This is a genomic window from Promicromonospora sp. NPDC110617, from assembly GCF_055598465.1.
Genome location: NZ_JBVKBM010000002.1, coordinates 1,198,035 through 1,221,884, shown reverse-complemented (window position 1 = coordinate 1,221,884; position 23,850 = coordinate 1,198,035). Strand labels below are relative to the sequence as shown.

Here is a 23,850-nt window from a genome sequence, read left to right as displayed (position 1 = left end):
CGGGGAGGCTCCCGGGCGTTTCGCCGTCGGGTTCCCCGCGCGGATAGAGTGTCGCGGTCATGCGCAACCGTCGTCGTCCTTCCCGCCCGGCACCCCAGGAGGTGCGGGTCGTCACCGACTCGACCGCCTGCCTCCCCGCTGGTTCGACGGGCGGCCCGGTCGTGGTGCCGCTGCGCGTCCTGGTGGGTGACGAGGCGTACGCCGAGGGCGAGGACATCACGCCCGACCGGCTGGCCGAGCTCGTCTCCGAGGGCGAGCAGGTGACCACGTCGCAGCCGTCCCCCGAGGCGTTCGCCGCGGTCTATCGCAACCTCGGCGAGCAGGGCGTCCGCTCGGTCGTCTCGGTGCACCTGTCGGGTGCGCTGTCGGGCACCGTCGGTTCGGCGGGCACCGCGGCCGCGCGTTCGCCCCTGCAGGTACGTGCGGTGGACTCACGGACGGCGGCCGCGGGCCTCGGCTTCGCGGCCCGCGCCGCGGCCGAGTGCGCCGCCGCCGGGGCCGACGCCACCCACGTCGCCGCGCGCGCCATGGAGGTCGCCGGGACGGCCCACGCCGTGTTCGTGGTCGACACGCTGGAGCACTTGCGGCGCGGCGGACGCCTGTCCGGCCCGGCCGCCGCGCTCGGCACCGTGCTGGGCGTCAAGCCGATCCTGCGGCTGACCGACGGCGCCATCGAGCTGGCCCAGCGGGTGCGCACCCGCGCGGCCGGCGCCGAACGGCTGCTGGAGCAGGCCGCCGCATTCGTCGCCGAGGCGGAGCGCCCCGTCGTCGCCGTCCACCACTTCGGCGCGCACGACCGGGCGCTCGCCCTGGCCGGCCGCCTCCACACGCGCACGCGGGCGGACGTCGAGGTCACGCCGCTGAGCGCGGTCCTCGGCGTGCACGTCGGCCCGGGCACGCTCGCCGTCGTCGTCGCGGACCTGGGCGACCACGCGCACTGACGCGCGGCTCGGCCTGAGTGCGGGTGGTCGGCAGAGCGTCAGGTGATCGGCAGCTCGGACTGCCGATCACCTGACGTTCTACCGACCACAGCGCTGGTCAGCGCGACAGGACCTCGCGCAGCCTCGCCGCGAACTCGACGGGCTTGTCGGCCGGCTGCCCGTACTCCCCGCCGCTGAACCCGCCGTGGCCCCCGGGGAAGACGACCGGCGCGGCGCCGAGCAGCGCCTCCGTCGCGCGCACGGAGCGGCCCGTCAGCTCCTCACCGGTGTCCTCGCCGACGGCGATCAGGACGTCGGACGTGCCGGCCCGGAGGGCCGCCCAGTCCGGCTCGTACTGCGACAGGAGACGCATGTTGACGCCCAGCAGCAGGTCGTCGCGCGTGCCGTCGTCCTCGGTCGGCAGGCCGAACGCAGCCGGGTCCGGGTCGGGCTGGTCGACGTAGTCCGCGGTGAGCTCGCCCGTGGCCATGACCAGGGCGATGAACTTTGCCATCCCCGCGCCGAACCCCTTCGCCTGGTAGGTGTCGTGGATGTCGGTCAGGGCCGCGTCCACGGCCTCCCGGTCCGGGAGCACGCTGGGTAGTGGCGGCTCGTGCGCGACGACGGTCCGCACGTCGCCCGGGTGCGTCGCCGCGAGCTCGAGCGCCACCAGGGCGCCGCCGCTGGAGGCGAAGAGGTCCACCGGGCCGCCGCCGACGGTCTCGATGATGCGGTGCACGTCGTCGGCGTGCTCCGCGATCCACGGCTCCCCGGTGCGGGTGCTGCGCTCGACGCCGCGTGGGTCGTAGGTGACCACGGTGCGGTCGGTGAAGTGGCCGGCCAGCGTGGTGAAGCCCTCGGCGCCCATCGGCAGGCCGATCAGCAGCAGCGGCGGCTCGTCGGTGGGGGTAGCGGCCTCGCGCACGTCATAGGTCAGGACGGCGCCCGGTACGTCGAGGGTGTGGGTCTTCTTGTCGGTCATGGTGCTCGCTCCTGGTCTGTTCCGCGCGGCCCGGGTCTGCGGGTGCCGCTCGGGTCCGCATGCGGTCGTCAGGTCCGACGACGGCGCCGGGGCGAACTCATCGGTGCGCCGGGACGAAACTCGTCGGCCGAGCGGGCGGACCCTCGGGACGGCGTCGTGCGGGGAAGAGCCCGACCACAGGGGGCGCTTTTCGCGGTCTGTGCACAGACGGCGCCTGGCGCCCGTCCGAGAGGTGCGCAACGCGCCTAGCGTCCTGGGACATGCAGCCAGAGACCGCGCAGCAGCGCCGCCCAGACCCCTGGCCGTTCGGCCCGGTGCGCGGGTCCGACGGCCCCGGACCCTTGCCCGCCGTGGAGCCGACCGGGCCGTCGGCCATGGCGCCACCCGCGCCGTCCCCGGACGAGCAGTGGGCCGCGTCCGCCGTCCCGACGGCGGGTCAGGCCGACGCCCGCGCCGAGACCGACGACCTGGTGGCCCGGCTGCGTGCCCGACGGTCCACCTCGGGCGTGGCCGCCGCCTACGCTGCCGCGCACGGGCATCCCGCCGACCCGCGGGCCGAGCAGGGCACCCGCCGGTGGGCCCTGACCGGCACGACGGCGGTGGTGGCGGTCGTGACCGTGCTGCTGCTCGGGCTGGGCGTGGCGGCGCTCTCGCTGCGGGGCGGCGAGGTCGAGGCCTTGGCCCCGGTCGCTGCCGGCGAGGGTCCGGACGGCGGTTTGGCGAGTCCCGGGGCGGGCGGGAACGAAGCCGAGAGCGGGTCCGATCCGTCGTCTCCGTCGGAGACGGGCGGCTCGGGCGCGTTCGGTGTGCCTGACGGGTCCGGCACCGCAGGCGGCCTTCCGGGCGAGGCGGGCGGCGACCTCCTGGTGCACGTGGTCGGCGAGGTGGCTCGGCCTGGCCTGGTCACCCTGCCCGACGGCGCCCGCGTGGCGGACGCGGTCGAAGCCGCCGGCGGTGTGACCCGCAAGGCCGATCTGACGGCCGTCAACCTGGCCCGCGCGGTGGTCGACGGTGAGCAGCTGTACGTGCCGAAGCCGGGTGAGCCGGTGCCGGGCGCGGTCGCACCGGGCGCCGGCGGGGCGACGGCCTCGGGCGACGGGGGCGGCGGTGCGGGTGGCGCGGGCGGCACGGCGGGCGCCGTCGACATCAACATGGCGGACGCCGCCGGGCTGGAGGCGCTCCCCGGCGTGGGGCCGTCGATCGCCCAGGCGATCGTCGAGTGGCGCGAGACGAACGGAGCGTTCGCGAGCGTGGACGAGCTCGACGACGTGCCGGGCATCGGCCCGGCCACCCTCGACGAGCTCCGCGACAGTGCGCGGGTGGGGCCATGACCGACCTGCGGATGGTGCCCGCGGCCGTCGCGGTCTGGGCTGCCGCATGGGTGCTCACCGGCCCCGGGGAGCGCTGGAGCGGCCTCGCGGCGGGGGCGGCCGGGGCTGTGCTCGTCGCTGCGTGCCTCGGGATCGCGTTCCTAGGCGGCCCGGGTCGTGGCGGGCGTCCGGCACCTCGCCCCCGACGAGCAGGTAACGCCCGGCGTGCGGTGACTGCCCGGCCCTTGGTCACGACCGCCCGGCATGCGGTGACGGCCCGGCCCTCGACCACGACCGCCCTCGTCGCGCACGCCGCCCTTGCCGCGGCCTGCGTCCTCGGGGTCGCTGCCTCCGCGCACGTCCAGCTCGCGAGCCGCGCGCCGCTCGCAGGGCTGGCCGAGCAGCGCGTGACGGCCACCCTCGTCGGCGCCGTGGTCTCCCAGCCCGAGCCGTTCGCCTTCGCCCCGGGCGCCGGGCAGCACCGCTGGGTGCTCGCCGCACGTGCGGTGGACGCCCGCGGCGTCGGGTCGGCGACGCGGGCCCACGTCCAGGTGCTGTCGGACGCCGTGCCCCGGTACGGGGCGACCGTGACCGTCTCGGGCGGGCTGCGTCCCGCCGACCCCGGGGCGGCCGAGACCGCCCGCCTGAACGCCGAGAGCACCGCCGAGATCCGGGCCCCGCCGTCCGCCCTTCGGGTGCTCGACACCCACCGCGCAGCGCTCCTCGACGTGACCGACCCGCTGTCCCCGCAGGCCCGCGGGCTGGTGCCCGGCGCTGCGATCGGGGACACGACGCGGCTCCCGGACGACCTGTCCGAGGAGATGCGGACGACCGGGTTGTCGCACATCACGGCGGTGTCCGGGGGCCATTTCGCCGTCGTCGTGACCGTCCTGACCCTGCTCTGCTCCGTGGCCCGCCTGCCGAGACCGGTCAGGGTGCTCGTCATCGCGCTCGCGTCCCTCGCCTTCGTGCTCCTCGTCCGGCCCGAACCCGCCGTGCTCCGGGCAGCGGTCATGGCGGCGTTCGCCCTCACCGGGGTGGCGCTCGGCCGCCCCTCCCAGGCCGTCCCGGCGCTCGCGGCGTCGGTGGTCGGGCTGCTGGTGGTCGACCCGTGGCTGTCCCGCTCCTTCGGGTTCGCGCTGTCGGCCGCGGCGACGGCGGGGCTCGTGCTGCTCGCTGCGCCTCTGGCCGCGCGGCTGGCGCCCTGGACGGGGGAGGCCCTGGCGTTCGGTCTGGCCGTGCCGCTCGCCGCGCAGGCCGCGTGCGGTCCGGTGCTGGTGCTGCTCGACCCCTCGGTGTCCACGGTCTCGGTGCTCGCGAACCTGCTGGCGGGGCCGGCCCTGGTCCCGGCCACCGTGCTCGGGCTGGTCGCCACGGTGCTCGCGCCGTGGCTCCCGGCCGTCGCGGGGCTCGTGGCCTGGGCGGCGAGCGGTGCCACCTGGTGGATCGCCGCGGTCGCGCACCGGTGCGCCGCTCTTCCCGGCGCGACCGTTCCCTGGCCGGGCGGGCCGGCGGGCGCGCTCCTGCTGGCCGTGCTCACGGGACTGGTGTTGTGGGCCGTGCTGCGGCGTGACCCGCTCCGCGGCTGGCCCGAGTCGTGGCGCGCGACGGCCCGCTCCGGCCTGCGCCAGGTCGTGCGCGAGGTGCTGCGGGGCGCCCCGCCCGAGGCTCGGACGTTCCGGCAACCGCTCACGCGGGCGCGGTTCCTCGTGCTTCTCGCGGCTACCTCGGCGGCGGCGTTGGTCGTCGCCCTCGCGGTGCCCCGTCTCGCGGCCCGCTCGGGGATGCCGCAGGACTGGCAGGTGGCGGCCTGCGACGTCGGGCAGGGGGATGCGCTCGCCCTGCGGACCGGTCCGGCGTCGGCCGTGGTCGTGGACGTCGGACCGGACGGGCCTGCCGCCGACCGCTGCCTCGACGAGCTCAGGATCGAGCGGGTGGACCTGCTCGTGCTGAGCCACTTCCACGCCGACCACGTGGGCGGTCTCCGGCCCGTGCTCGCCGGGCGGGAGGTGGTCGCGGCGCTCGTGTCCCCGGTACCGGAGCCGGCCGCGAACGCCGCGGCGACCGAAGCCGAACTGAGCGCCGCCGGCGTACCGGTCCGGATCGCGGGGACCGGCGACCAGGGATCCTTGGGGAGCCTCGCCTGGCCGGTACTCCAGGCGGGCGCGGGTTCGGGTGCCAACGACTCCAGCGTCGTGCTCGCCGCCCGCGTCGCAGGACTGGACGTGCTGCTGCTGGGCGACCTGGAGGACGCCGGACAGGAGGCGCTGGTCCCGCAGGCGGGCCGCTTCGACGTCGTGAAGATCGCGCACCACGGGTCGGCGGTGCAGTCCCGCGCGCTCGCGGAACGGGTGCGTCCGGCGGTTGCCCTGGTCTCGTCCGGCCAGGGCAACGAGTACGGGCACCCGACCGACGAGGCGCTCGACCTGTACGCGGGCGTCGGCGCGGCGGTGGTGCGCACCGACGAGTGCGGCACCGTCGCGCTGGTCGTCCGCGGAGGGGAGGTGTCACTGGCCGGCTGCTGAGCGGTCGGGGCGCGGGCGGTCGCCGAGCGCTCCGCGCCCCGAGCACGCGTCGCCAGGAGGCCGGCGGCAGGCGGTCACCGGCACGAGCCGCCCCGGGTCCCGCCGCAGGCCACAGAGGCACTGGTACACGAGAGCGCGACACTTCGCGAAACGTTGCGGATCCTGGCCACGGCCCTAACGTGGGGGGAGGACGGGTGAAGTTCCGTCAGCACGTACCAGGGGGCAACGTGGTCGAATCAACCGGAACCGCCCGGCGGCACCGCCGGATCATCGCGGTCGCAGCGGCAGTGGGTCTCCTCGTTCCGGCGGCGGCGCTCAGCGCCGCGGGCCGGGATCAGACGAGCGCGCAGCTCCAGCTCCAGGAGGAGCTGCTGGACCAGTCGGTCGTGACCGACGTCTCCGAGACCGACCAGGTGGTCCGGGTCGACACGACGCGAGACCCGGAGGCCGCCGCGGAGTGGCTGGACGAGTCGGCCGAGGTGCTGGACGGCTGGACCGTCGTCGTGGGCGGGGCGAAGCCGCGGTCCGGTGAGGAGCGTGCGGCGCTGGACGAGCAGCAGTCGGCGGGCGACACGCCGCCGGATGCCTCGTGCCCGGAGGTCCCGGAGGGTCCCCGGTCCGAGGACGGCTCGACGACGCCGGTCCTGGGCTGCGGCACCGGCAAGGACGTCCAGCTCACCGCGGGGGCGGCGCGTGCGACGCAGGGCGGTCCGTCCCGCACGCTGGGGACCGCCGTCGACGACGTCCTGGCGTCCTACCTGCCGGGCGCTGACCTGCCGGCCACGAAGGTGCGGCTCAGCAAGGGGCACGCCACGGTCGACGTCGGCGCCGGGTTCGAGCAGGCGCTGGCGGACGCGGGGGTCTACCCGGGCGACGTCTGGCAGGCGCTCCTGTTCACGGCGTACAGCAACGGGGCGGTCGACTCGGTGAAGTTCACGCTCGACGGGGACTGCCTCGCCTTCGCGTACGCGACGGGCGGCGACATGTGCGCGTCGACCGACCTGCCGATCGATCTCGGCTGAGGGGGTGGCGATGCGCAAGACTCTCCGACGGCTCGTGTCGGTGCTCACCGTCGTCCTCGTGGGCGCCGCCGGATTACTGGCCGTGGCCCCGACGGCGGCCGCCGACGTGACCTACGTGCCGGACAACTGGAACGGCAAGGTGGTCTACCTGTCGCAGGCGTGCCACGACCGCGGTGACACCGTGTGCCACGACAACACGGGCTGCGACGGCTTCAGCGAGAACATCAACTCCTACAAGGTGGCGATGTCGACCATCAACGGCGGCAGCACGGATCACCTCAGTCTCCTGGAGCGGGGCTACAAGGTGGTCCGGGGCAACGGGCTCACCCGGAAGAACATCGCCAGCTCGAACCGGGTGGGGGCAGACCTGCACATCCCGCTGCACTCCAACGCCATCAGCGCGTCCTGTGAGTCCGGCAAACCGGCGTCGCGGTACGGCACGCACGCCATGTACGTGTCGAGCGCCGGCAAGGAGTGCGCGGCGAAGATCGTGCAGCGCGTCGGCGCGAGCAGCCCCGGCACCAACGACACCCGGCAGTACCGGACGGACCTGGGCGAGCTGAACCAGACCAACGCCGTCGCGTGCTACCTGGAGCAGGACTTCCACGTCTGGCAACGAGGGGTGAACTGGATGCGCGACCGCGACTCCTGGAGCTGGCGCCTGGCCATGGCCGTCGACGTGTACATGGGGTACCCCTGATGCGCGCCCGGCAGGGCGCCGCGGCAGCCGCCGTCGCCGCGGCCCTGCTCCTGCTGGCCGGCTGCACCGCGGCCCCGACCGGTCCGGCCACGTCGGGACCGTCGCGCGGGGCGGGGGCGACGACCGAGGCGAGCCCGTCGCCGTCGGGCGACACGGGCGGCTCGGACGACACGGGCGGCTCGGACAGCTCGGACGAACCAGAGATCACCGTGCGGGCCGCCGGCAGCGCCTGGCTCGTGCGGGGCACGGGCTTCACGGGCGGCAACCAGTACCTGGTCCAGTGCGTCGGCGGGACGACGACGGGGGCGAGCGCGCTCGACGAGTGCGACATGTCGACCAGCGAGCAGGTGGTGGCCGACGAGAGCGGCCGGATCACCGCGACCCGTCCGGCACGGGCGTTCGTGAACGTCGGCTCGGTCTCCGAGGTGGACTGCACGGGCGACCCGTGCGCGCTGGCCGTCGCCGACCTGTCGGACCGGGTGCTCGCGGCCGCCCCGGCGCCGCTGCCGGGCGGCTCGGAGCCGCCGGACGCGCCCACGCTGACGCTGTCCGAACGGGAGCTCGACGCCGACGACGGTCGCGTGACCGTGACGGGCAAGGGCTACGCGGCGGGTGCGACCGTCCGGATCGTGCAGTGCGCCACCACCTCGGACGGCGCCGTGGACGGGGACAACTGCCTGTACGACGACGGGAAGCGCGTGATCGCCGACCGGGCGGGCACCCTGGTCACGCAGCTCCGCGTGGTGCGGGAGATCGAGCTGGTCGGCGGAGGAAGCGCGGACTGCGCCGACGCGGGCGCCTGCGTGATCGCGAACGCGTGGACCGACGGCGGACGGATCGCGCTGGCCGACCTGGTCTGGGAGTAGGGCCCGGGACCGGCCGGTGTGGGTGGCGCGTGGCAGGCTGTGTCCGTGCCTCCCGCAACCAGACGCCGTACCGCCACCGCTCCCGCCGGCCGGAGCTGGGACGAGCCCACCGTGGCCCCCGTCGTGCTGGTGCGCGGTGCCGAGCCGCTCCTGACCGAGCGTGCGGTGGACGGCGTCGTGCGGCTCGTGCGCGAGCGCGACCCCGACGTCGAGAAGGTGGAGCTGGAGGGAGCCACGTACGGCACCGGCCAGCTCATGGTTGCGGCGAGCCCGTCGCTGTTCGGCGAGGCAAAGGTGGTGGTGGTCCGCTCCACGGAGTCGGGCACCGAGGACCTGATGGCCGACCTCATCGCCTACGTCGGCGCACCCGACGCGGAGACCACCGTCGTCGTGGTGCACGGCGGCGGGCAGCGCGGAAAGAAGATGCTCGACACGATCACGGGCTCCGGCGCGCCGGTCATGGTGTGCGAGCCCGTGACGAAGGACGCGGAGAAGGCGTCGTTCGTGGTCGGGGAGTTCAAGGCGGCTCGCCGCCGGGCGGACGCCGAGGGTGTGCGCGCCCTCGTCGACGCGTTGGGCAGCGACCTGCGCGAGCTCGCGGCGGCGTGCGCGCAGCTCGTCGCGGACACCACGGGCACCATCACGGCCGCCACGGTGGACCGGTACTACGGCGGCCGGGTCGAGGCCACGGGTTTCCGGGTGGCGGACGCCGCGGTGGCGGGCGACGCCGGGGGCGCCGTCGCCCTGCTGCGGCACGCGCTGGACACCGGACTTGACCCCGTGCCGATCGTCGCGGCTCTGGCGCTGCGCCTGCGGAACCTGGCCAAGGTCGCCTCGATGCGGGGCGGCGGACTGTCGGCGCGGGACCTGGGCATGGCCCCCTGGCAGATCGACCGCGCCCGCAAGGACCTGCGCGCCTGGACGCCGGAGGGGCTCGCGGCGGCGATCTCCGCCGTCGCGCAGGCGGACGCCGACGTGAAGGGCGAGGCGCGGGACACGGTGTTCGCCGTCGAACGCGCTGTCATGACGATCGCCCGCTCCCGCCGCGCCTGACCCCCGCGCTGCGGCACCCCGCACCGCGCGCCCGCACTTGCTGCTCGGCTCGCGGCCGGCGCACGCGCGACGGCCGCCGATCGGCCGCACGCCGCGCCTCAGCCGTGTCCAGGCACACGAAAGACGCCGCCCGCCCGGAGGGCGAACGGCGTCCGACGAAGTGGCTCAGAGAGCGGCGACCGACTTCGCGATGGCCGACTTGCGGTTCGCGGCCTGGTTCGCGTGGATGACGCCCTTGGCGACAGCCTTGTCGAGCTTGCGCGACGCGGTGGCAAGGGCGACCGTCGCGGTCTCCTTGTCGCCGGCTGCGACGGCCTCGCGCACCTTGCGCACGTGGGTCTTCAGCTCCGACTTGACGGACTTGTTGCGCAGACGAGCCTTCTCGTTCGTCTTGATGCGCTTCATCTGGGACTTGATGTTTGCCACGAGTGGACTTCCTGGTGTGTTCGCCTTGCGGCGAGCGGATAGGTCGTAGAGGGCGGTCGCAGGTCCGGGACTGGGGTGGGGACCCGTGGAGAGGAACTGCGACTGTGCCCGCCGACCTGGGCGGACACGCGACCTCCAAGGTTACCAGAGGGTCCGGCCCTTCGTGGGGCGGTGCGGTGTGACACCGGCAACCAGCGGTCCGGCACGTGAAGGGCCTCTGACGAGCCACCATAGACTCTGGCTATGAGTACCAGGACACTTCGGGGCCGTTTTCAATGGACCGTGGTGGTCCCCGTCCTTGCCCTGGTGCTCCTCGTCGCGACGTGGAGCAACCATGAGCACCCGGTGACCCTCGCGGCGATCGGCGCGGCGCTGGTCGGGGCCGTCCTTGCCGCGGTGCACCACGCGGAGGTCGTCGCCCACCGGGTCGGCGAGCCGTTCGGCTCCCTCATCCTCGCGGTCGCGGTGACCGTGATCGAGGTGGGGCTGATCCTCATGCTGATGAGCGGCGGCAGCGACTCGGCGAGCACGTACGCCCGCGACACCGTCTTCGCCGCCGTGATGATCACGTTCAACGGCATCGTCGGCCTGTCCCTGCTGGTGGGGGCGAGCAAGCACCACCTGGTGAGCTTCAACGCGTCGGGCACCGGTTCGGCGCTGGCCACCGTCGTCGCGCTGGCCACGGTCTCCCTGGTGCTGCCCAGCTTCACCACGTCGGCGGAGGGCGGGGCGTACACCCCGTTCCAGCTCGGCTTCGCAGCCGTGGCCTCGCTGACGCTCTACGGGGCGTTCGTGTTCACGCAGACCGTGCGGCACCGCGACTTCTTCCTGCCCGTCGCCAGCGACAAGTACGGCCGGGTGACCGGCCTGCTCGACGAGGACGGCGACGACCACGCCGACCCGCCGCCCGCCAAGGAGGCGTGGTTCAGCGTCGCCCTGCTGATGGTCGCGCTGGTCTCGGTGGTCTTCCTGGCCAAGATGCTCTCGCCCACGATCGAGCACGGGGTCGAGGCCGCGGGCCTGCCCTACACCGTCGTCGGCGTGGTCATCGCGCTGCTCGTGCTCGCGCCCGAGTCGATCGCCGCCGTCCGCAACGCGCTGCGCAACCGGGTGCAGATCAGCCTCAACCTCGCCTACGGCTCCGCCATGGCGTCGATCGGCCTGACCATCCCGACCATCGCCGTCGCGATGATCTGGATGGACGGGCCCCTCACGCTCGGCCTGGACCCGACCCAGATGGTGCTGCTCGCGGTCTCGGTGGTGGTGGCGATGCTGAGCATCGCCCCGGGCCGGGCCAAGACGCTCCAGGGCGTGGTGCACCTGGTGCTGCTCGCGGCGTTCCTGGTCGTCTCGGTCCAGCCGTAACCCCGACGTGTCAGACCCTCAGGTCACCCGGGTGACCTGAGGGTCTGACACATCTGGCGCAGATCAGAGCGCGGCCGCGACCTCGTCGAAGATCGCCCGGTCCAGGATCGCGCCCTCGCGCCGGACGGCGTCCGGGTGGATACGGATCACGCGGTTGAGGCGCACCTCGGACGGGCGGCCGGAGCTGTCCCAGGCACCGGTGCCGATGTCCATCCAGCGGCGTCCGGCGCGGGCCTCCTGCTCGGCGTCCCGGTCGTGGTCCTGGCTGGTGAGCTGCAGCGCGAGGAGCCAGGGCCCGTCGTTGCCCACGATGAGGACCGGCCGGTCCTTGCCCTGGCTGTGATCTTCCTCATACGGAACCCATGACCACACGACCTCGCCCGGGTCCGGCTCGCCGTCCAGCTCCGGGCGGTAGACGGGCGTGACCTTGCCCTCGAAGTCGCCCGGGTAGCCGTCGGTCTCCGGCAGGTCGCGCCCCGACGGCCGGGGCGCCCTCGGCGTCGCCGTCGGCCGGGAGCCCGCCGGCCGGGAGCCCGCCGGCCGGTCGCCGGACGGCCGGTCGCCGCCCGACGGGCGGTCGTTCTGGTCGAGTACGGTGCGGGCGACTACCTCGACGACCTCGCCGAGCAGCTTGAGCCACGGGTTCTGCTGGTTCACGCTGGGCAGGGTAGCCCGATGCCGCCCGGCGGGCAGGCGGGACGACGCCGGACGGCGGATCAGGTCAGGTCGAGCGCCCGGTCCATGTACTTCACGACGTCGTTGAACATGTCCTCGGCGAGCACGTCGCCCTCGCGGCGCACGTCGTCGGGGTCCACCCGGATGACGCGGTTGATCCGCACCTCCGACTCGCGCCCCGAGGGGTCCCAGCGTCCGGTGCCGACGTCCATCCAGATGCGGCCGGCGCGCGCCTCCTGCAGCGCGTCGCGGTCGTGGTCCTGGCTGGTGAGCTGGAGGCCCAGCAGCCACGGGCCGTCCTTGCCCACGAGCAGCACCGGGCGGTCCTTGCCCTGGCTGTGGTCCTCCTCGTAGGGCACCCAGGTCCAGACCACCTCGCCCGGGTCCGGCTCGCCGTCGAGCTGGGGGTGGTAGATCGGGTGCACCTCACCCTCGAAGTCGCCGGGGTAGCTGTTCTCTGATGCGAAGGTCACGCCTGAAACCGTACCGGAACGGGTGAAGTGCACATCCGAGACCTACCGGGCGCTGGCTGACAGCAGGCGCAGCATCACCCCGCGCACGCCCGCGAGAACCCCACCAGCTCCGCCGCCATCGGCTCCGGCTCCCAGCTGTGCATGGCGCCCGGCATCTCCTTCTCGGTGCCCTTGGGTACCTGCGCCACGATGCTCGCCGCGGCCACGAGCATCTCCGGGAACGTCTGCGTCCCGTACATCGCCAGCACCGGGACCGTCACGTCGAGCGTGCCGTCCTCCAGCGCGTGCTGCGCCCATGCCAGCGACTGGGCGTCGGCCCGGTAGGCGGCCACGGTGCGCGCCAGCGCGGGCCAGTCGGGGGAGGCCTCCATCCCCGCGAGCCATTCCGGCGGCATGTCCTTCATGTAGTGCCGCATGGCGTTCTCGGTGTCGTCCGCGTCGAGCAGGCGCTCGATCTCGTCGGCCCACGCCTGCGTGGTCGCGGCGGGGTCGCCCAGGGGTGCCTCCCAGAGGGCGAGGCCGTTGACGGGCAGCCCCGCGGCGACGGCCCGCAGGCTGACCGAACAGCCGGACGAGTGCCCGACCAGCACGGCGGAGCCGCCCGCGACCTCGATCATCGCGGCGACGGCCGCGAGCTCGCGGTCCAGGTCGAGGCGGCCCTCGGCGGGGCTCTCCCCCCGGCCGAGGCGGTCGAAGGTGACGGTGGTGCGGCCGGCGTCGGCGGCGCGCCGGGCGGTCTCGGCGGTGATCGGGTCGTCGGCGCGGTCCGGTCCCGCGCCCGTCACGAAGACGAGGGCCGGGCCGGTGCCGCGCAGGTCGTAGGCGACGCGGTCGCCCTGGCTGGTGGTCGCGTGGTCGGTCATGTCCGTCCGACGGCGGCGGCGCGCGGAACTCATCGGCGGGACGAAAAGCGCTGGCCCGCCGGTCCGCGCCGGTGCCACGGTGTGGCCCATGCGCCTCCACGACGACGAGATCGTCTCCACGCCGGACCTCGTGCACCGGCTGGTCGCGGCCCAGCTCCCGCAGTGGTCCGGGCTGCCGGTGCGGCCGGGACCGGCCGGCGGCACCGACCACCACCTGTTCCGGCTCGGTGACGAGCTGCTGGTCCGGATGCCCAAGATCGCCTGGGCCCAGGACCAGGCCGTCGCCGACGCGCGCTGGCTCCCGCACCTCGCCGCTCATCTCGCGGTGGAGCTCCCCGTACCCGTGGCGGTGGGGGAGCCCGGCGAGAGGTTCCCGTTCCGCTGGTCGGTGGTGCCCTGGCTGGAGGGCGAGCCGCCCGCTCCCGGGAGCCTCGGCGCCGACGGCGCCCGCAGCCTGGGCGAGCTCGTCGCCGCCCTGCGCACGGTGCCTGCGGACGGCGGTCCGGTCAAGGAGGGCACGTCCCGGGGCGTCCCCCTGGCCCGGCTGGACGACGACGTCCGCGCGGCGATCGCCGCGTCCGGCACCCGCGTCGACGGCCCTGCCGTGACGAAGGCGTGGGAGCAGGCGCTCGACGCCCGTCCGACGGCGGAGACCCGGTGGCTCCACGGCGACCTCCTGCCCGGCAACCTGCTGACGCGGGAGGGGCGGCTGACCGGCGTCATCGACTGGGGCGCCATGGGCGTGGGCGACCCGGCCGCTGACCTCATCCCCGCGTGGGGCGCCGGGCTCACCGCCGCGGAGCGGGCCGTGTTCCGCGCCGCGGCGACGGACGGGCTCGCCGACCCCGACGACGCGTGGGAGCGCGGGCGCGGGTGGATGCTGGTGCAGGCGGTCATCGCCCTGCCGTACTACTGGGACCGCTGGCCCGCCTTCGCGCGGGCAGGCCAGGCCCGGATCGCCGCGGTGCTCGCGGGCTGACGCCGGCGCACCCCGCCGCCGGCGCTCGCTCACGCCGACGCCGCCCGCTACGGCACGATCGGCTGTGCCAGCGCCGCCTCCAGGTCGCCGCGGTCACCCGTGACGGTGAGTCCTGCCTCGTCCGGCGTCAGCCGGCGCCACAGCGTCAGGGCGAGTCCCTCGGCCGGCCCGGCCACGACGACGTCGGGCGCCACCTCGTCCGCGCGCTCGCCCGGCGCGCCGAGCACCCAGGTGGGCGCGCCGGCGAGATCGGTCGCCACGAGCACCACCGGGAAGCGGAGCGGCGCCATGCGGCCCAGCCCCACCTGCCGGGGCTGGAGCACCGTGACCACCTCGTCGACCGTGTCGGCCCACACCTCCGGCGCCGCCCCGACCAGGTCCGACGCCGCCGCGCCCGCGGAGGCGGCCAGCAGGTCGTGCAGGTGCACGAGCGTCTCGTGGGTCTGCCTACGGTGCCAGAACCGGACCGGGCCGGGGCCCAGCGGCTCGGGATGGGCCAGGACCCGGCACTCGGCCCCGGGGTCGAGGTCGGACAGCGTCGCGCGCAGCTCCGCGGCCTGCGCGGCGTAGTGCGGCGCCAGGTCGAACGGCCCGTCGCCCAGCGCCGCGCCCTTGACCCCGCGGGCGTTGCCCGCGGCCCAGTGGTGCACGTCCGCGAGGTGCTCCACGAGCCCGCGCACGGTCCAGTCGCCGCAGGCGGGGATCCGCGCGTCGGCGTCGGTGGCGGGGATCGCGGCCAGGAAGTCGTCCTGGAACCGGGCCAGCAGGGCCAGGTGGTCGAGCGTCATGGGCCGAAAGGTACCGCGCACCACCGACACGCCGTCCGCCCTCGTGCCGGGACGAGACCGCGGGACGAGACCGCGCTCCGGATGACGACTTCCGCGCGCCGTGGAACCGTGGACCCAGCTCCGACGTTCTCCACGCGATGCGCGCCGCGCATCCGGACCGAGGCCCTCGGCCCGAGACAACCGCACGATCACCAGTGAAGGATCATGGACCCCGACAGTCATAGTCCCGGCCCGAACGCACGTCTCCGCACCACCGAGAGGAGGTGGATGCGTTGACCTGGGTGATCTCCCTCCTGCTGGGGGTCGTGGTGATCCTGGTGATCACCGCCGTGACGGGGTACTTCGTCGCGCAGGAGTTCGCGTACATGGCGGTCGACCGCGCGCGGCTCGCCTCGCGCTCCGAGGCCGGCGACGCCGGGGCGCGGCGCGCGCTCGGCGTGACCCGGCGGACCAGCTTCATGCTCTCCGGCGCGCAGCTCGGCATCACGGTGACCGGCCTGCTGGTCGGCTACGTCGCCGAACCGCTCGTCGGCGAGGCGCTGGGTGAGGCCCTCGGCGGCGTCGGCGTGCCGGTCGGCACGGGCGTCGCCATCGGCACCGTCCTCGCGCTCCTGTTCTCGACCCTCGTCCAGATGCTGTTCGGCGAGCTCGTGCCCAAGAACCTGGCGATCGCGCGGCCGGAGCCGGTCGCGCTGTGGCTGGCCCGCTCCACGACGATCTACCTCGCCGTCTTCGGCTGGCTCATCAAGGTGTTCGACGCCGCCTCCAACGCGCTCCTGCGCCTGCTGCGCATCGAGCCCGTGCACGACGTCGAGCACTCGGCGACGGCCCGCGACCTCGAGCACATCGTCGCGGACTCGCGCGCCAGCGGTGACCTGCCGGGCGACCTGTCGGTACTGCTGGACCGCATCCTGGACTTCCCGCGCCAGGACGTGGAGCACGCCATGATCCCGCGCGCCCGCGTGGGCATGGTGCACAGCAAGGACACGCTCGCGCAGGTGCGCGAGCTGATGGCGGCGGGCCACTCCCGCTACCCCGTGGTGGACGACGACGGCGAGGTCACCGGCGTCGTGCACCTGACCGACCTGCTCTCCGCGGCGCCGGAGGCGACCACCGTCGCCGACCTGCTGCGTCCCGCGCTGGTGCTGCCCACGTCCATGGCGCTGCCCGACGCGCTGCGCGAGCTGTCGGCCACGCGCAACCAGATGGCGTGCGTCGTGGACGAGTACGGCGGGTTCGCCGGCGTGCTCACCGTCGAGGACCTCGCCGAGGAGCTCGTCGGCGAGATCACCGACGAGCACGACGACGAGATCGACCCCGTGACCGCGGCGTCGGACGGCGTCTGGGTCATGGCCGGCGACGTGCACCTCGACGAGGTCGAGCGCGCCGTCGAGCGCGACCTGCCGGAGGGCGACCACGAGACGATCGCGGGCCTGGCCATCGCCGTGCACGGCGCGCTGCCCGCGGCCGGTGACGTCGTCGACGTGGCGCTGCCCGTCGACCCGGCCACCCTGGTGGCGCCCGAGCCGCCGCCGACCGAGGTGCTCCGCATCGAGGTGCTGGACGTGGAGCGGCACGTGCCGTCCCACGTCCGGGTGACCGTCGTCGAGGCGCCCCCTGAGGACGAGGCGGAGACCCCCGCCCACCACCACGCCGGCACCGAGACCGAGGAGACCCGATGAGCAACCCCTGGGTCGTCCTCGCCGCGACCGTCGTGATCATCGCGCTGAGCGCGTTCTTCGTGGCCGTGGAGTTCGCGCTCCTGGCCGCCAAGCGGCACCGCCTGGAGGACGCCGCGCCCACCAGCCGCTCCGCGCGCGCCGCGCTGCGCAGCTCCAGCGAGCTCACGGTGCTCCTGGCCGGCTCGCAGCTCGGCATCACCGTCTGCACCCTGGCGCTCGGCGCGATCACGAAGCCCGCCGTGCACCACTGGCTGACGCCGCTGTTCGAGACGTGGGGCGCGCCCTACTGGGCCGCCGACGTCGCGGGCTTCGTGCTGGCGCTGGTCATCGTCACGTTCCTGCACCTGGTGGTGGGGGAGATGGCGCCCAAGTCGTGGGCCATCGCCCACCCCGAGGCCAGCGCGACGATGCTCGCGCTGCCGATGCGGGCCTTCATGGTCGTGACCCGGCCCGTGCTCCTGGCGCTCAACGGCGCCGCGAACTGGTGCCTGCGCCGTGTCGGCGTCGAGCCGGCGGACCAGGTCGCCTCCGGGCAGGGCCCGGACGACCTGCGGCACCTGGTGGAGCACTCCGCCAGCGTGGGCGCGCTCGACGTCGCCTACTCCGACCAGCTCTCGGGCGCGCTCGATCTGCGCCGCCTGACGGTCGAGGACCTGCTGGCCGACCACGCGGCGCCGTCCGCCGTCGGGCACGGGGCCACGGCCGCCCAGGTGCAGGAGGCGTCCCGCGTCTCCGGCCACCTGCGGATCCTGGTCCAGGGCGACGGCGGCCGGCCGGAGGGCGTGGTCCACGTCCGGGACACGCTCCTGCTCGCCGACGACGCGCCGGTCACGGACGTCACCCGGCCGGTCTTCGAGCTGGCCGCGGACGTGCCGCTGCACACCGCCCTGACCAGCATGCGCGAGACGGGCAACCACCTCGCCGTCGTGCCCCGGTCGGACGCCGACGGACCCGACGGGTCCGCGGCGGACTTCGGCGTGGTGACCCTCGCCGACGTGCTGCGGCGCCTGCTGCCGCGCACGACGGCGGGCCAGCCCGTCTGACGGGGCCGCGCCCGCCGCGGGGCGGGCGCGGCCGGGACCGGCGCGGTGCCGGGGGGCTCAGTCCTCCAGCACCGCGTCGATCTCGCGGAGGAACGCGGGCAGGTCGCCGGGCGTGCGGGACGTGATCAGCGGGAAGCCCGCGCCGTCGTCCCGCACGACCGGCTCGTCCACCCAGGTCCCGCCGGCGTTGCGCACGTCGGTGGCCAGGGACGGGTAGCTGGTGAGTGTCGCGCCCGCGACGTGCCCGGCCTCGACGACCGCCCACGGGCCGTGGCAGATCGCCGCGACCGGCCGGCCCGAGGACGCGAACTCCGCCACGGCGGCCACCGCCTCCGGCCGCAGCCGCAGGGCGTCGGCGTTGATGGTGCCCCCGGGCACCAGCAGCAGGTCGAACCCCGCAGTGTCCACGGCGTCGATCGTCGTGTCCGGCTGCACCGTGTCGCCCAGCTTCTCGTCGCCCACCAAGGTGCGGACGTCGCCCGGCTGCGCGGCCGCCACGGTCACCACCGCGCCGTGGTCGCGCAGGTGGCGTACGGGTACCAGGAGCTCGTCCTGCTCGACGCCGTAGTTGGTCACGATCGCCAGTACCTGGCGGCTGGTCAGGTGCGCCATGGTTCTCCTCCGTTCATCGGGGTCGCTACCCGGTGACCGTAGGCACGACCGCGCCCCGCTCGCACGGGACGTGGGAGAATGACGGTTGGCCCCGCCCATCCTGACCATCACCTGACGACGGAGCGAGAACGCTTTGCCCATCCCCGGTCCTGCGCTCACGGCGCGCATCCAGCCGAATGCCACCGCGCCCGAGCTGATCCGCAACTTCTGCATCATCGCGCACATCGACCACGGCAAGTCGACCCTTGCCGACCGCATGCTCCAGCTCACGGGTGTCGTCGACGCGCGCGCGATGCGCGCCCAGTACCTGGACCGGATGGACATCGAGCGCGAGCGCGGCATCACCATCAAGTCGCAGGCCGTGCGCATGCCGTGGGAGCTCGACGGCACCCCGCACGCGCTGAACATGATCGACACGCCTGGCCACGTGGACTTCACCTACGAGGTCTCCCGGTCGCTGGCCGCCTGCGAGGGCGCCGTGCTGCTGGTCGACGCCGCGCAGGGCATCGAGGCGCAGACCCTGGCCAACCTGTACCTGGCCATGGAGAACGAGCTCGAGATCATCCCGGTCCTGAACAAGATCGACCTGCCGGCGGCCCAGCCCGAGAAGTACGCCGAGGAGCTGGCGAACCTCGTGGGCTCCGACCCGGAGGACGTGCTCAAGGTCTCCGGCAAGACGGGCGTGGGCGTCGAGGCCCTGCTCGACCGCATCGTGCAGAGCGTCCCCGCCCCGGTCGGCGACCCGGACGCCCCGGCGCGCGCCATGATCTTCGACTCCGTCTACGACACCTACCGCGGCGTCGTCACGTACGTGCGGGTGGTCGACGGCGACCTGAACCCGCGCGAGAAGATCGCGATGATGTCCACGCGCGCCACGCACGAGCTCCTGGAGATCGGCGTCAGCGCGCCCGAGCCGCACCCCACCAAGGGGCTCGGCGTGGGCGAGGTGGGCTACCTGATCACCGGCGTGAAGGACGTGCGCCAGTCCAAGGTCGGCGACACCGTGACCAACGCCGCCAAGCCCGCCACGGAGGCGCTCGGCGGCTACAGCGACCCCAAGCCCATGGTGTTCTCGGGCCTGTACCCGATCGACGGCTCGGACTACCCGGTGCTGCGCGACGCCCTGGACAAGCTCAAGCTCAACGACGCCGCGCTCAACTACGAGCCCGAGACGTCGGTGGCCCTCGGCTTCGGCTTCCGCGTGGGCTTCCTCGGCCTGCTGCACCTCGAGATCGTGCGCGAGCGCCTGGAGCGCGAGTTCAACCTCGACCTCATCTCCACCGCCCCGAACGTCATCTACGACGTCACGCTGGAGGACAACACCAAGGTCGAGGTGACCAACCCGTCGGAGTTCCCCGGGGGCAAGATCAAGGAGGTCCGCGAGCCTGTCGTCAAGGCCACCATCCTCACCCCGAGCGAGTTCGTGGGCGCCGTCATGGAGCTCTCGCAGTCCAAGCGCGGTGACCTGCAGGGCATGGACTACCTGTCCGAGGACCGCGTCGAGATGCGCTACCACCTGCCGCTCGCCGAGATCGTCTTCGACTTCTTCGACCAGCTCAAGTCCAAGACCCGCGGCTACGCGTCGCTGGACTACGACACGTCGGGCGACCAGGTGGCCGACCTCGTGAAGGTCGACATCCTGCTGCAGGGCGAGCAGGTCGACGCGTTCAGCGCCATCGTGCACCGGGACAAGGCGTACTCCTACGGCGTCATGATGACGGCGAAGCTCAAGGAGCTCATCCCGCGCCAGCAGTTCGAGGTGCCGATCCAGGCGGCCATCGGCGCGCGCGTGATCGCCCGCGAGACCATCCGCGCCATGCGCAAGGACGTGCTCGCCAAGTGCTACGGCGGTGACATCAGCCGTAAGCGCAAGCTGCTGGAGAAGCAGAAGGAGGGCAAGAAGCGCATGAAGAACATCGGCTCCGTCGAGGTGCCGAAGGACGCGTTCATCGCCGCGCTCTCCTCGGACGCGGACGGCCCCAAGGACAAGAAGAAGTAGGTGCCCGCACTTCCTCCCGGCATCCCCGTGCCCGACGACGGCGGGCTGCCCGCCTGGGTGCGCCCGTCGCCGGTCGAGCCCACGCCGGACCTGGACGCGCGCCCGTTCGGCGTGTACGTGCACGTGCCGTTCTGCACGGTGCGCTGCGGGTACTGCGACTTCAACACCTACACGGCGGCCGAGCTGGGCGGCGGCGCCAACCAGGCGGCCTACGCGACCACCGCGCTGCGTGAGGTCTCGCTCGCGCGGCAGGTCCTGTCCGACGCCGGGCGGTCGCCCGCCGCGGTCTCGACCGTCTTCTTCGGCGGCGGTACCCCGACGATGCTGCCCGCCGAGGACCTGGCCCGCGTGCTGACCGGCGTCCGGGAGGCGTGGGGCCTGGCAGCAGGGGCCGAGGTCACCACCGAGGCCAACCCGGACTCCGTCACGCCCGAGTCGCTGCGCGTGCTGGCCGACGCCGGGTTCACACGGGTCTCGTTCGGCATGCAGTCGGCGGTGCCGCACGTGCTGGCGACCCTGGAGCGCACCCACGACCCGCTGCGCATCCCCGACGTCGTGCGCTGGGCCCGGGACGCCGGCCTGGACGTGTCGCTGGACCTCATCTACGGCACGCCGGGCGAGTCCCTGGACGACTGGCGCACGAGCGTCGAGGCGGCGCTGGCCACCGGCGTCGACCACGTGTCCGCCTACGCGCTCGTGGTCGAGCCCGGCACCAAGATGGCGGCGCAGGTGCGCCGCGGTGAGGTCACGCTGCCCGACGAGGACGACCAGGCCGCCAAGTACGAGCTGGCCGACGACCTGCTCACCGCGGCGGGACTGCGCTGGTACGAGGTGTCCAACTGGTCGCGCCCGGGGCACGAGTGCCGGCACAACGTGGGCTACTGGCGGGGCGACGACTGGTGGGGCGTGGGCCCGGGCGCGCACAGCTACGTGTCGGCACCGACGGCGGACGGGACGCCGGCCCCGGCGGTCGAGAGGGTCGACGCCGACGACACGCCCGCCGGCGACACGCCCGCCGACGAGACGCCGGCCGGCGTCCGCTGGTGGAACGTGAAGCACCCCCGCGCCTATGCGACGCGGCTGGAGGCCGGGCACAGCCCGGGCGCCGGGCGCGAGCTGCTCACCCGCGAGGAGGCGCACCTGGAGCGTGTCATGCTCGGCGTGCGGCTGCGCGAAGGGCTCGACCTCGGTGTGCTCTCGGCGCAGGGCCGAACCGCGGTGGCCGGCCTCGTGGCCCGCGGGCTGCTCGACGGCCACGCCGCGCTCGGGGTCGGCGCGCCCGGCACCGGCGCGCCCGGCACCTCCGGCGCGGGTACCGCGCGCGCCGTCCTGACGCGCCGCGGGCGCCTGCTGGCCGACGCCGTCGTGCGAGACCTGACCGCCTGACCCCGCGCCCCTTTTCTTCACGCAAAAGGTCCTTTTCGTTTGTTTGCACGGTGGGCGAAACCGTCGATATCTTGTGCTGTTCATACCGTTACGAGGCGGCTCGGTCCCGCCTGACAAGGGGCACGCGCATGAGCAACACCTACGGTGGCTGGAACCCGCAGGATCCCTCCTCCGGACAGCACCCGGACCCCCGGTCGCAGGGCGGCCAGGCCCCGCAGCAGCCCGACCCGTACGGCCCGCGCGATCCGTACGGCCGCCCCGCCAACCCGTACGGCCGGCCGGACTACCAGCCCCCGCAGTACCCGCACGGCGGGTTCCAGCAGCAGTACCAGGCGCCGCAGCAGCAGGTCCCGGCCTACGCGCCGGTCCAGGAGCCGGAGCCGAGCCCCGACGACGTGCCCCCGACGATCGGTGGCGCGTGGCGCTGGGCCTGGGGCGCGTTCGGTGCGAGCTGGGGCATCTGGGTGCTGATGAGCCTCGCGCTCGGCGTCGCGCAGATCGCGGTCGTCCTTCTGTTCAGCCCGTCCACCATGGACGCCCTGTCGAGCTCCACCGATCCGGTGGCGCTCGACGCCGCGCTGACCGCGGGGCAGTCGTTCGAGGCCAAGGCGCTGGGCGCGGCGGGCACCGCGATCAGCTTCCTGCTGCAGGCCCTCCTGTACGCGGGCGCCCTCGCCGCGACCCGGACCCGCAGGGTCCGGTTCCGGGACTTCTTCCTGCTGCGCGGGTTCGGCGGCCTGGTCGCGTACGCGCTGCTCGCGGGGGTGATCGGGTTCGTCAGCACCGTCGTCCCGGTGGTCGGCGGCTCGATCCAGCTCGTCTGCACGCTGCTGCTGCTCCCGGTGCCCTTCCTGCTGCTCAGGGGCGTCGGCTTCGGCCGGGCGCTCGGCAGCGGCGTCGGGCTGGTGCTGTCCCACCTCGGCGCCGCGCTCGCGTTCTTCGGGATCTTCGCCGGCCTGGCCGTCGCGTCGGTCTTCACGTGCGGGATCGGCCTGGTGGTGGTCGCTCCGGCGATGCTGCTGGTGGGGGCCTGTCTCGTCCAGCGGTGGACCGGGGAGCCGGTCCGGTCCTGACCTGCGGGTAACAACTCCGCGGTTGCACATGCGAATTTGCGGAGAAAAGGTGAAGGTGGCTTCGGATCACTGAACAGTGAAAAGGGGACACACATGACCGAGAACACTCCGCAGAACCCGTACGAGCCGGGAGCCGGCGGTCCGACGCCGCCGCAGAACCCGGCCGGCGGGCCGACGCAGCCGGGCGGGCCCGCGCAGCCGCCGCCGTACGGCGCCGGTCAGCAGTCGCCCTACGGTGCCGGCCAGCAGCCGCCCTACGGCGGCGGCACCGAGCCTCCGGCCTACGGCGCGGCGGGGCAGCCGCCGGCCTACGGGGGCCCCAGCGCGCCCTACGGCACGCAGTCGGCCGCGCCGTTCGCCGTCGGCGAGGCGCTGAGCTTCGGGTGGAGCCGCTTCACGGGGAACTGGCTCTTCTGGGTGCTCTTCATCCTGCTCTCGTTCGCCGTGGGTGCCATCTTCAACGCCGGCAACTTCGGCGACTACCAGGAGATCAGCGAGGCAGCGAGCCGCGGCGACATCAGCACGGGCACCGCAGTCGGCGTGTCCTTCGGCAGCTCGCTGCTCGGGCTGGTCGGTGGAATCGTCAACTCGATCCTCGGCGCCCTCGGGATCAACGCGGCCCTGCGTGAGGTGTCCGGCGAGAAGGCGACCTGGGGCACGCTCTTCAAGGTCAACAGCTACCCGATGATCATCCTGACGGCGCTCCTGCTGCTGGTCGCCGGCTTCGTGGGTGCACTGCTGTGCGGCCTGGGCCTCATCGCCCTGGCGATCTTCGCGCCGTTCACCTACCACAACGTGGTCGACCGCAATCTGAACGCGTGGGACGCGCTGACGGGCTCGTTCCGCCTGGTGGGGCAGAACTTCGGCACGGTGTTCCTGCTGGAGCTCGCGCTCCTGGGCATCAACATCGTGGGCGCGCTGGTGTGCGGGCTCGGCCTGTTCGTCACCATCCCGCTGTCGCTGCTGGCGCTGGCCTTCGCGTTCCGCCGCCTCACCGGCGGACCGGTCGCCAGCGGCCCGGCGACGGCAAGCCCGGGCACGATGGGTCCCGCCGTCGCCTGACGGCGTTCACCTGGTGTCGGTCGCCCGACGGCGTTCGGGCCCGACG

At 74.0% G+C, this 23,850-nt stretch carries 22 protein-coding genes; 15 read left to right on the top strand and 7 right to left on the bottom strand.

The features are described 5' to 3' along the window. The first annotated feature begins 59 nt into the window (after positions 1-59). A complete protein-coding gene (locus ACZ7LE_RS16240) occupies positions 60-941 on the top strand; it encodes a DegV family protein (RefSeq protein WP_470404278.1) in 882 nt (293 codons plus the stop codon). 97 nt (positions 942-1,038) lie between these two features. On the opposite strand, the gene ACZ7LE_RS16235 is transcribed toward ACZ7LE_RS16240, so the two are convergent. Beyond that, positions 1,039-1,902 carry an alpha/beta fold hydrolase gene (locus tag ACZ7LE_RS16235; RefSeq protein ID WP_470404277.1) on the bottom strand — a complete coding sequence of 288 codons (864 nt, stop codon included), beginning with the start codon at positions 1,900-1,902 and terminating at the stop codon, positions 1,039-1,041. Positions 1,903-2,162: 260 nt separating this feature from the next. Between ACZ7LE_RS16235 and ACZ7LE_RS16230 the strand changes: the two genes are divergently transcribed. The 6 genes from ACZ7LE_RS16230 (at position 2,163) to holA (ending at position 9,378) form a co-directional block, all read left to right on the top strand. Continuing rightward, entirely contained in the window at positions 2,163-3,233 is a 1,071-nt protein-coding gene (locus tag ACZ7LE_RS16230) for a helix-hairpin-helix domain-containing protein (RefSeq protein WP_470404276.1), read from the top strand. Then, positions 3,230-5,737: a ComEC/Rec2 family competence protein gene (locus ACZ7LE_RS16225; RefSeq protein ID WP_470404275.1), complete on the top strand. Its 2,508-nt coding sequence runs from the start codon at positions 3,230-3,232 to the stop codon at positions 5,735-5,737. The genes ACZ7LE_RS16230 and ACZ7LE_RS16225 overlap by 4 nt, the downstream gene beginning before the upstream one ends. A gap of 227 nt (positions 5,738-5,964) precedes the next feature. Beyond that, on the top strand, positions 5,965-6,759 hold the full coding sequence (locus ACZ7LE_RS16220; protein ID WP_470404274.1) for a hypothetical protein: 795 nt from the start codon (positions 5,965-5,967) through the stop codon (positions 6,757-6,759). Positions 6,760-6,769: 10 nt separating this feature from the next. Continuing rightward, positions 6,770-7,459 carry a hypothetical protein gene (locus ACZ7LE_RS16215; RefSeq protein WP_470404273.1) on the top strand — a complete coding sequence of 230 codons (690 nt, stop codon included), beginning with the start codon at positions 6,770-6,772 and terminating at the stop codon, positions 7,457-7,459. Then, positions 7,459-8,325, top strand: a complete 867-nt coding sequence (locus tag ACZ7LE_RS16210) for a neocarzinostatin apoprotein domain-containing protein (RefSeq protein ID WP_470404272.1) — start codon at positions 7,459-7,461, stop codon at positions 8,323-8,325. Before ACZ7LE_RS16215 ends, ACZ7LE_RS16210 begins: the two co-directional genes overlap by 1 nt. 45 nt (positions 8,326-8,370) lie before the next feature. Continuing rightward, the gene (gene holA, locus ACZ7LE_RS16205) at positions 8,371-9,378 is read left to right on the top strand and encodes a DNA polymerase III subunit delta (protein WP_470404271.1); all 1,008 of its coding nucleotides are present in this window, start codon (positions 8,371-8,373) and stop codon (positions 9,376-9,378) included. 165 nt (positions 9,379-9,543) lie between these two features. Here the strand turns inward: holA and rpsT are convergent, their stop codons facing one another. After that, positions 9,544-9,804 (bottom strand): 30S ribosomal protein S20, encoded by a 261-nt coding sequence (gene rpsT / locus ACZ7LE_RS16200; RefSeq protein ID WP_026365415.1) that lies wholly within the window; start codon positions 9,802-9,804, stop codon positions 9,544-9,546. Positions 9,805-10,047: 243 nt separating this feature from the next. Here rpsT and ACZ7LE_RS16195 point away from each other — a divergent pair, with 243 nt between their 5' ends. Continuing rightward, positions 10,048-11,169 carry a calcium:cation antiporter gene (locus tag ACZ7LE_RS16195; RefSeq protein ID WP_470404270.1) on the top strand — a complete coding sequence of 374 codons (1,122 nt, stop codon included), beginning with the start codon at positions 10,048-10,050 and terminating at the stop codon, positions 11,167-11,169. Between the two features lie 63 nt (positions 11,170-11,232). Here ACZ7LE_RS16195 and ACZ7LE_RS16190 read toward each other — a convergent pair whose 3' ends face one another. The 3 genes from ACZ7LE_RS16190 to ACZ7LE_RS16180 all read right to left on the bottom strand — a co-directional run bounded on the left by ACZ7LE_RS16190 (position 11,233) and on the right by ACZ7LE_RS16180 (position 13,213). Further along, a complete protein-coding gene (locus ACZ7LE_RS16190; protein ID WP_470404269.1) occupies positions 11,233-11,826 on the bottom strand; it encodes a type II toxin-antitoxin system PemK/MazF family toxin in 594 nt (197 codons plus the stop codon). A gap of 59 nt (positions 11,827-11,885) precedes the next feature. Then, complete coding sequence (locus ACZ7LE_RS16185) at positions 11,886-12,317, bottom strand: type II toxin-antitoxin system PemK/MazF family toxin (RefSeq protein ID WP_470404268.1); 432 nt, start codon at positions 12,315-12,317, stop codon at positions 11,886-11,888. Positions 12,318-12,391: 74 nt separating this feature from the next. Further along, positions 12,392-13,213, bottom strand: a complete 822-nt coding sequence (locus ACZ7LE_RS16180) for an alpha/beta fold hydrolase (RefSeq protein WP_470404267.1) — start codon at positions 13,211-13,213, stop codon at positions 12,392-12,394. Positions 13,214-13,268: 55 nt separating this feature from the next. Here ACZ7LE_RS16180 and ACZ7LE_RS16175 point away from each other — a divergent pair, with 55 nt between their 5' ends. Further along, positions 13,269-14,159, top strand: a complete 891-nt coding sequence (locus ACZ7LE_RS16175; protein WP_470404266.1) for an aminoglycoside phosphotransferase family protein — start codon at positions 13,269-13,271, stop codon at positions 14,157-14,159. 47 nt (positions 14,160-14,206) lie between these two features. Here ACZ7LE_RS16175 and ACZ7LE_RS16170 read toward each other — a convergent pair whose 3' ends face one another. After that, positions 14,207-14,947 (bottom strand): maleylpyruvate isomerase N-terminal domain-containing protein, encoded by a 741-nt coding sequence (locus tag ACZ7LE_RS16170; protein ID WP_470404265.1) that lies wholly within the window; start codon positions 14,945-14,947, stop codon positions 14,207-14,209. A gap of 272 nt (positions 14,948-15,219) precedes the next feature. Between ACZ7LE_RS16170 and ACZ7LE_RS16165 the strand changes: the two genes are divergently transcribed. After that, the gene (locus ACZ7LE_RS16165) at positions 15,220-16,629 is read left to right on the top strand and encodes a hemolysin family protein (RefSeq protein ID WP_470404264.1); all 1,410 of its coding nucleotides are present in this window, start codon (positions 15,220-15,222) and stop codon (positions 16,627-16,629) included. Beyond that, positions 16,626-17,672, top strand: coding sequence for a hemolysin family protein (locus tag ACZ7LE_RS16160; protein WP_470404263.1), 1,047 nt, complete (start codon positions 16,626-16,628; stop codon positions 17,670-17,672). The genes ACZ7LE_RS16165 and ACZ7LE_RS16160 overlap by 4 nt, the downstream gene beginning before the upstream one ends. Before the next feature lie 57 nt (positions 17,673-17,729). On the opposite strand, the gene ACZ7LE_RS16155 is transcribed toward ACZ7LE_RS16160, so the two are convergent. Next, complete coding sequence (locus ACZ7LE_RS16155; protein ID WP_470404262.1) at positions 17,730-18,284, bottom strand: DJ-1/PfpI/YhbO family deglycase/protease; 555 nt, start codon at positions 18,282-18,284, stop codon at positions 17,730-17,732. Positions 18,285-18,417: 133 nt separating this feature from the next. Here ACZ7LE_RS16155 and lepA point away from each other — a divergent pair, with 133 nt between their 5' ends. The 4 genes from lepA (at position 18,418) to ACZ7LE_RS16135 (ending at position 23,804) form a co-directional block, all read left to right on the top strand. Then, positions 18,418-20,283, top strand: a complete 1,866-nt coding sequence (lepA, locus tag ACZ7LE_RS16150; RefSeq protein WP_470404261.1) for a translation elongation factor 4 — start codon at positions 18,418-18,420, stop codon at positions 20,281-20,283. Beyond that, positions 20,284-21,669 (top strand): radical SAM family heme chaperone HemW, encoded by a 1,386-nt coding sequence (gene hemW, locus ACZ7LE_RS16145; RefSeq protein ID WP_470404260.1) that lies wholly within the window; start codon positions 20,284-20,286, stop codon positions 21,667-21,669. Positions 21,670-21,797: 128 nt separating this feature from the next. Further along, a complete protein-coding gene (locus tag ACZ7LE_RS16140) occupies positions 21,798-22,742 on the top strand; it encodes a hypothetical protein (protein WP_470404259.1) in 945 nt (314 codons plus the stop codon). 93 nt (positions 22,743-22,835) lie between these two features. Continuing rightward, on the top strand, positions 22,836-23,804 hold the full coding sequence (locus ACZ7LE_RS16135; protein WP_470404258.1) for a hypothetical protein: 969 nt from the start codon (positions 22,836-22,838) through the stop codon (positions 23,802-23,804). Positions 23,805-23,850: the final 46 nt, after the last annotated feature.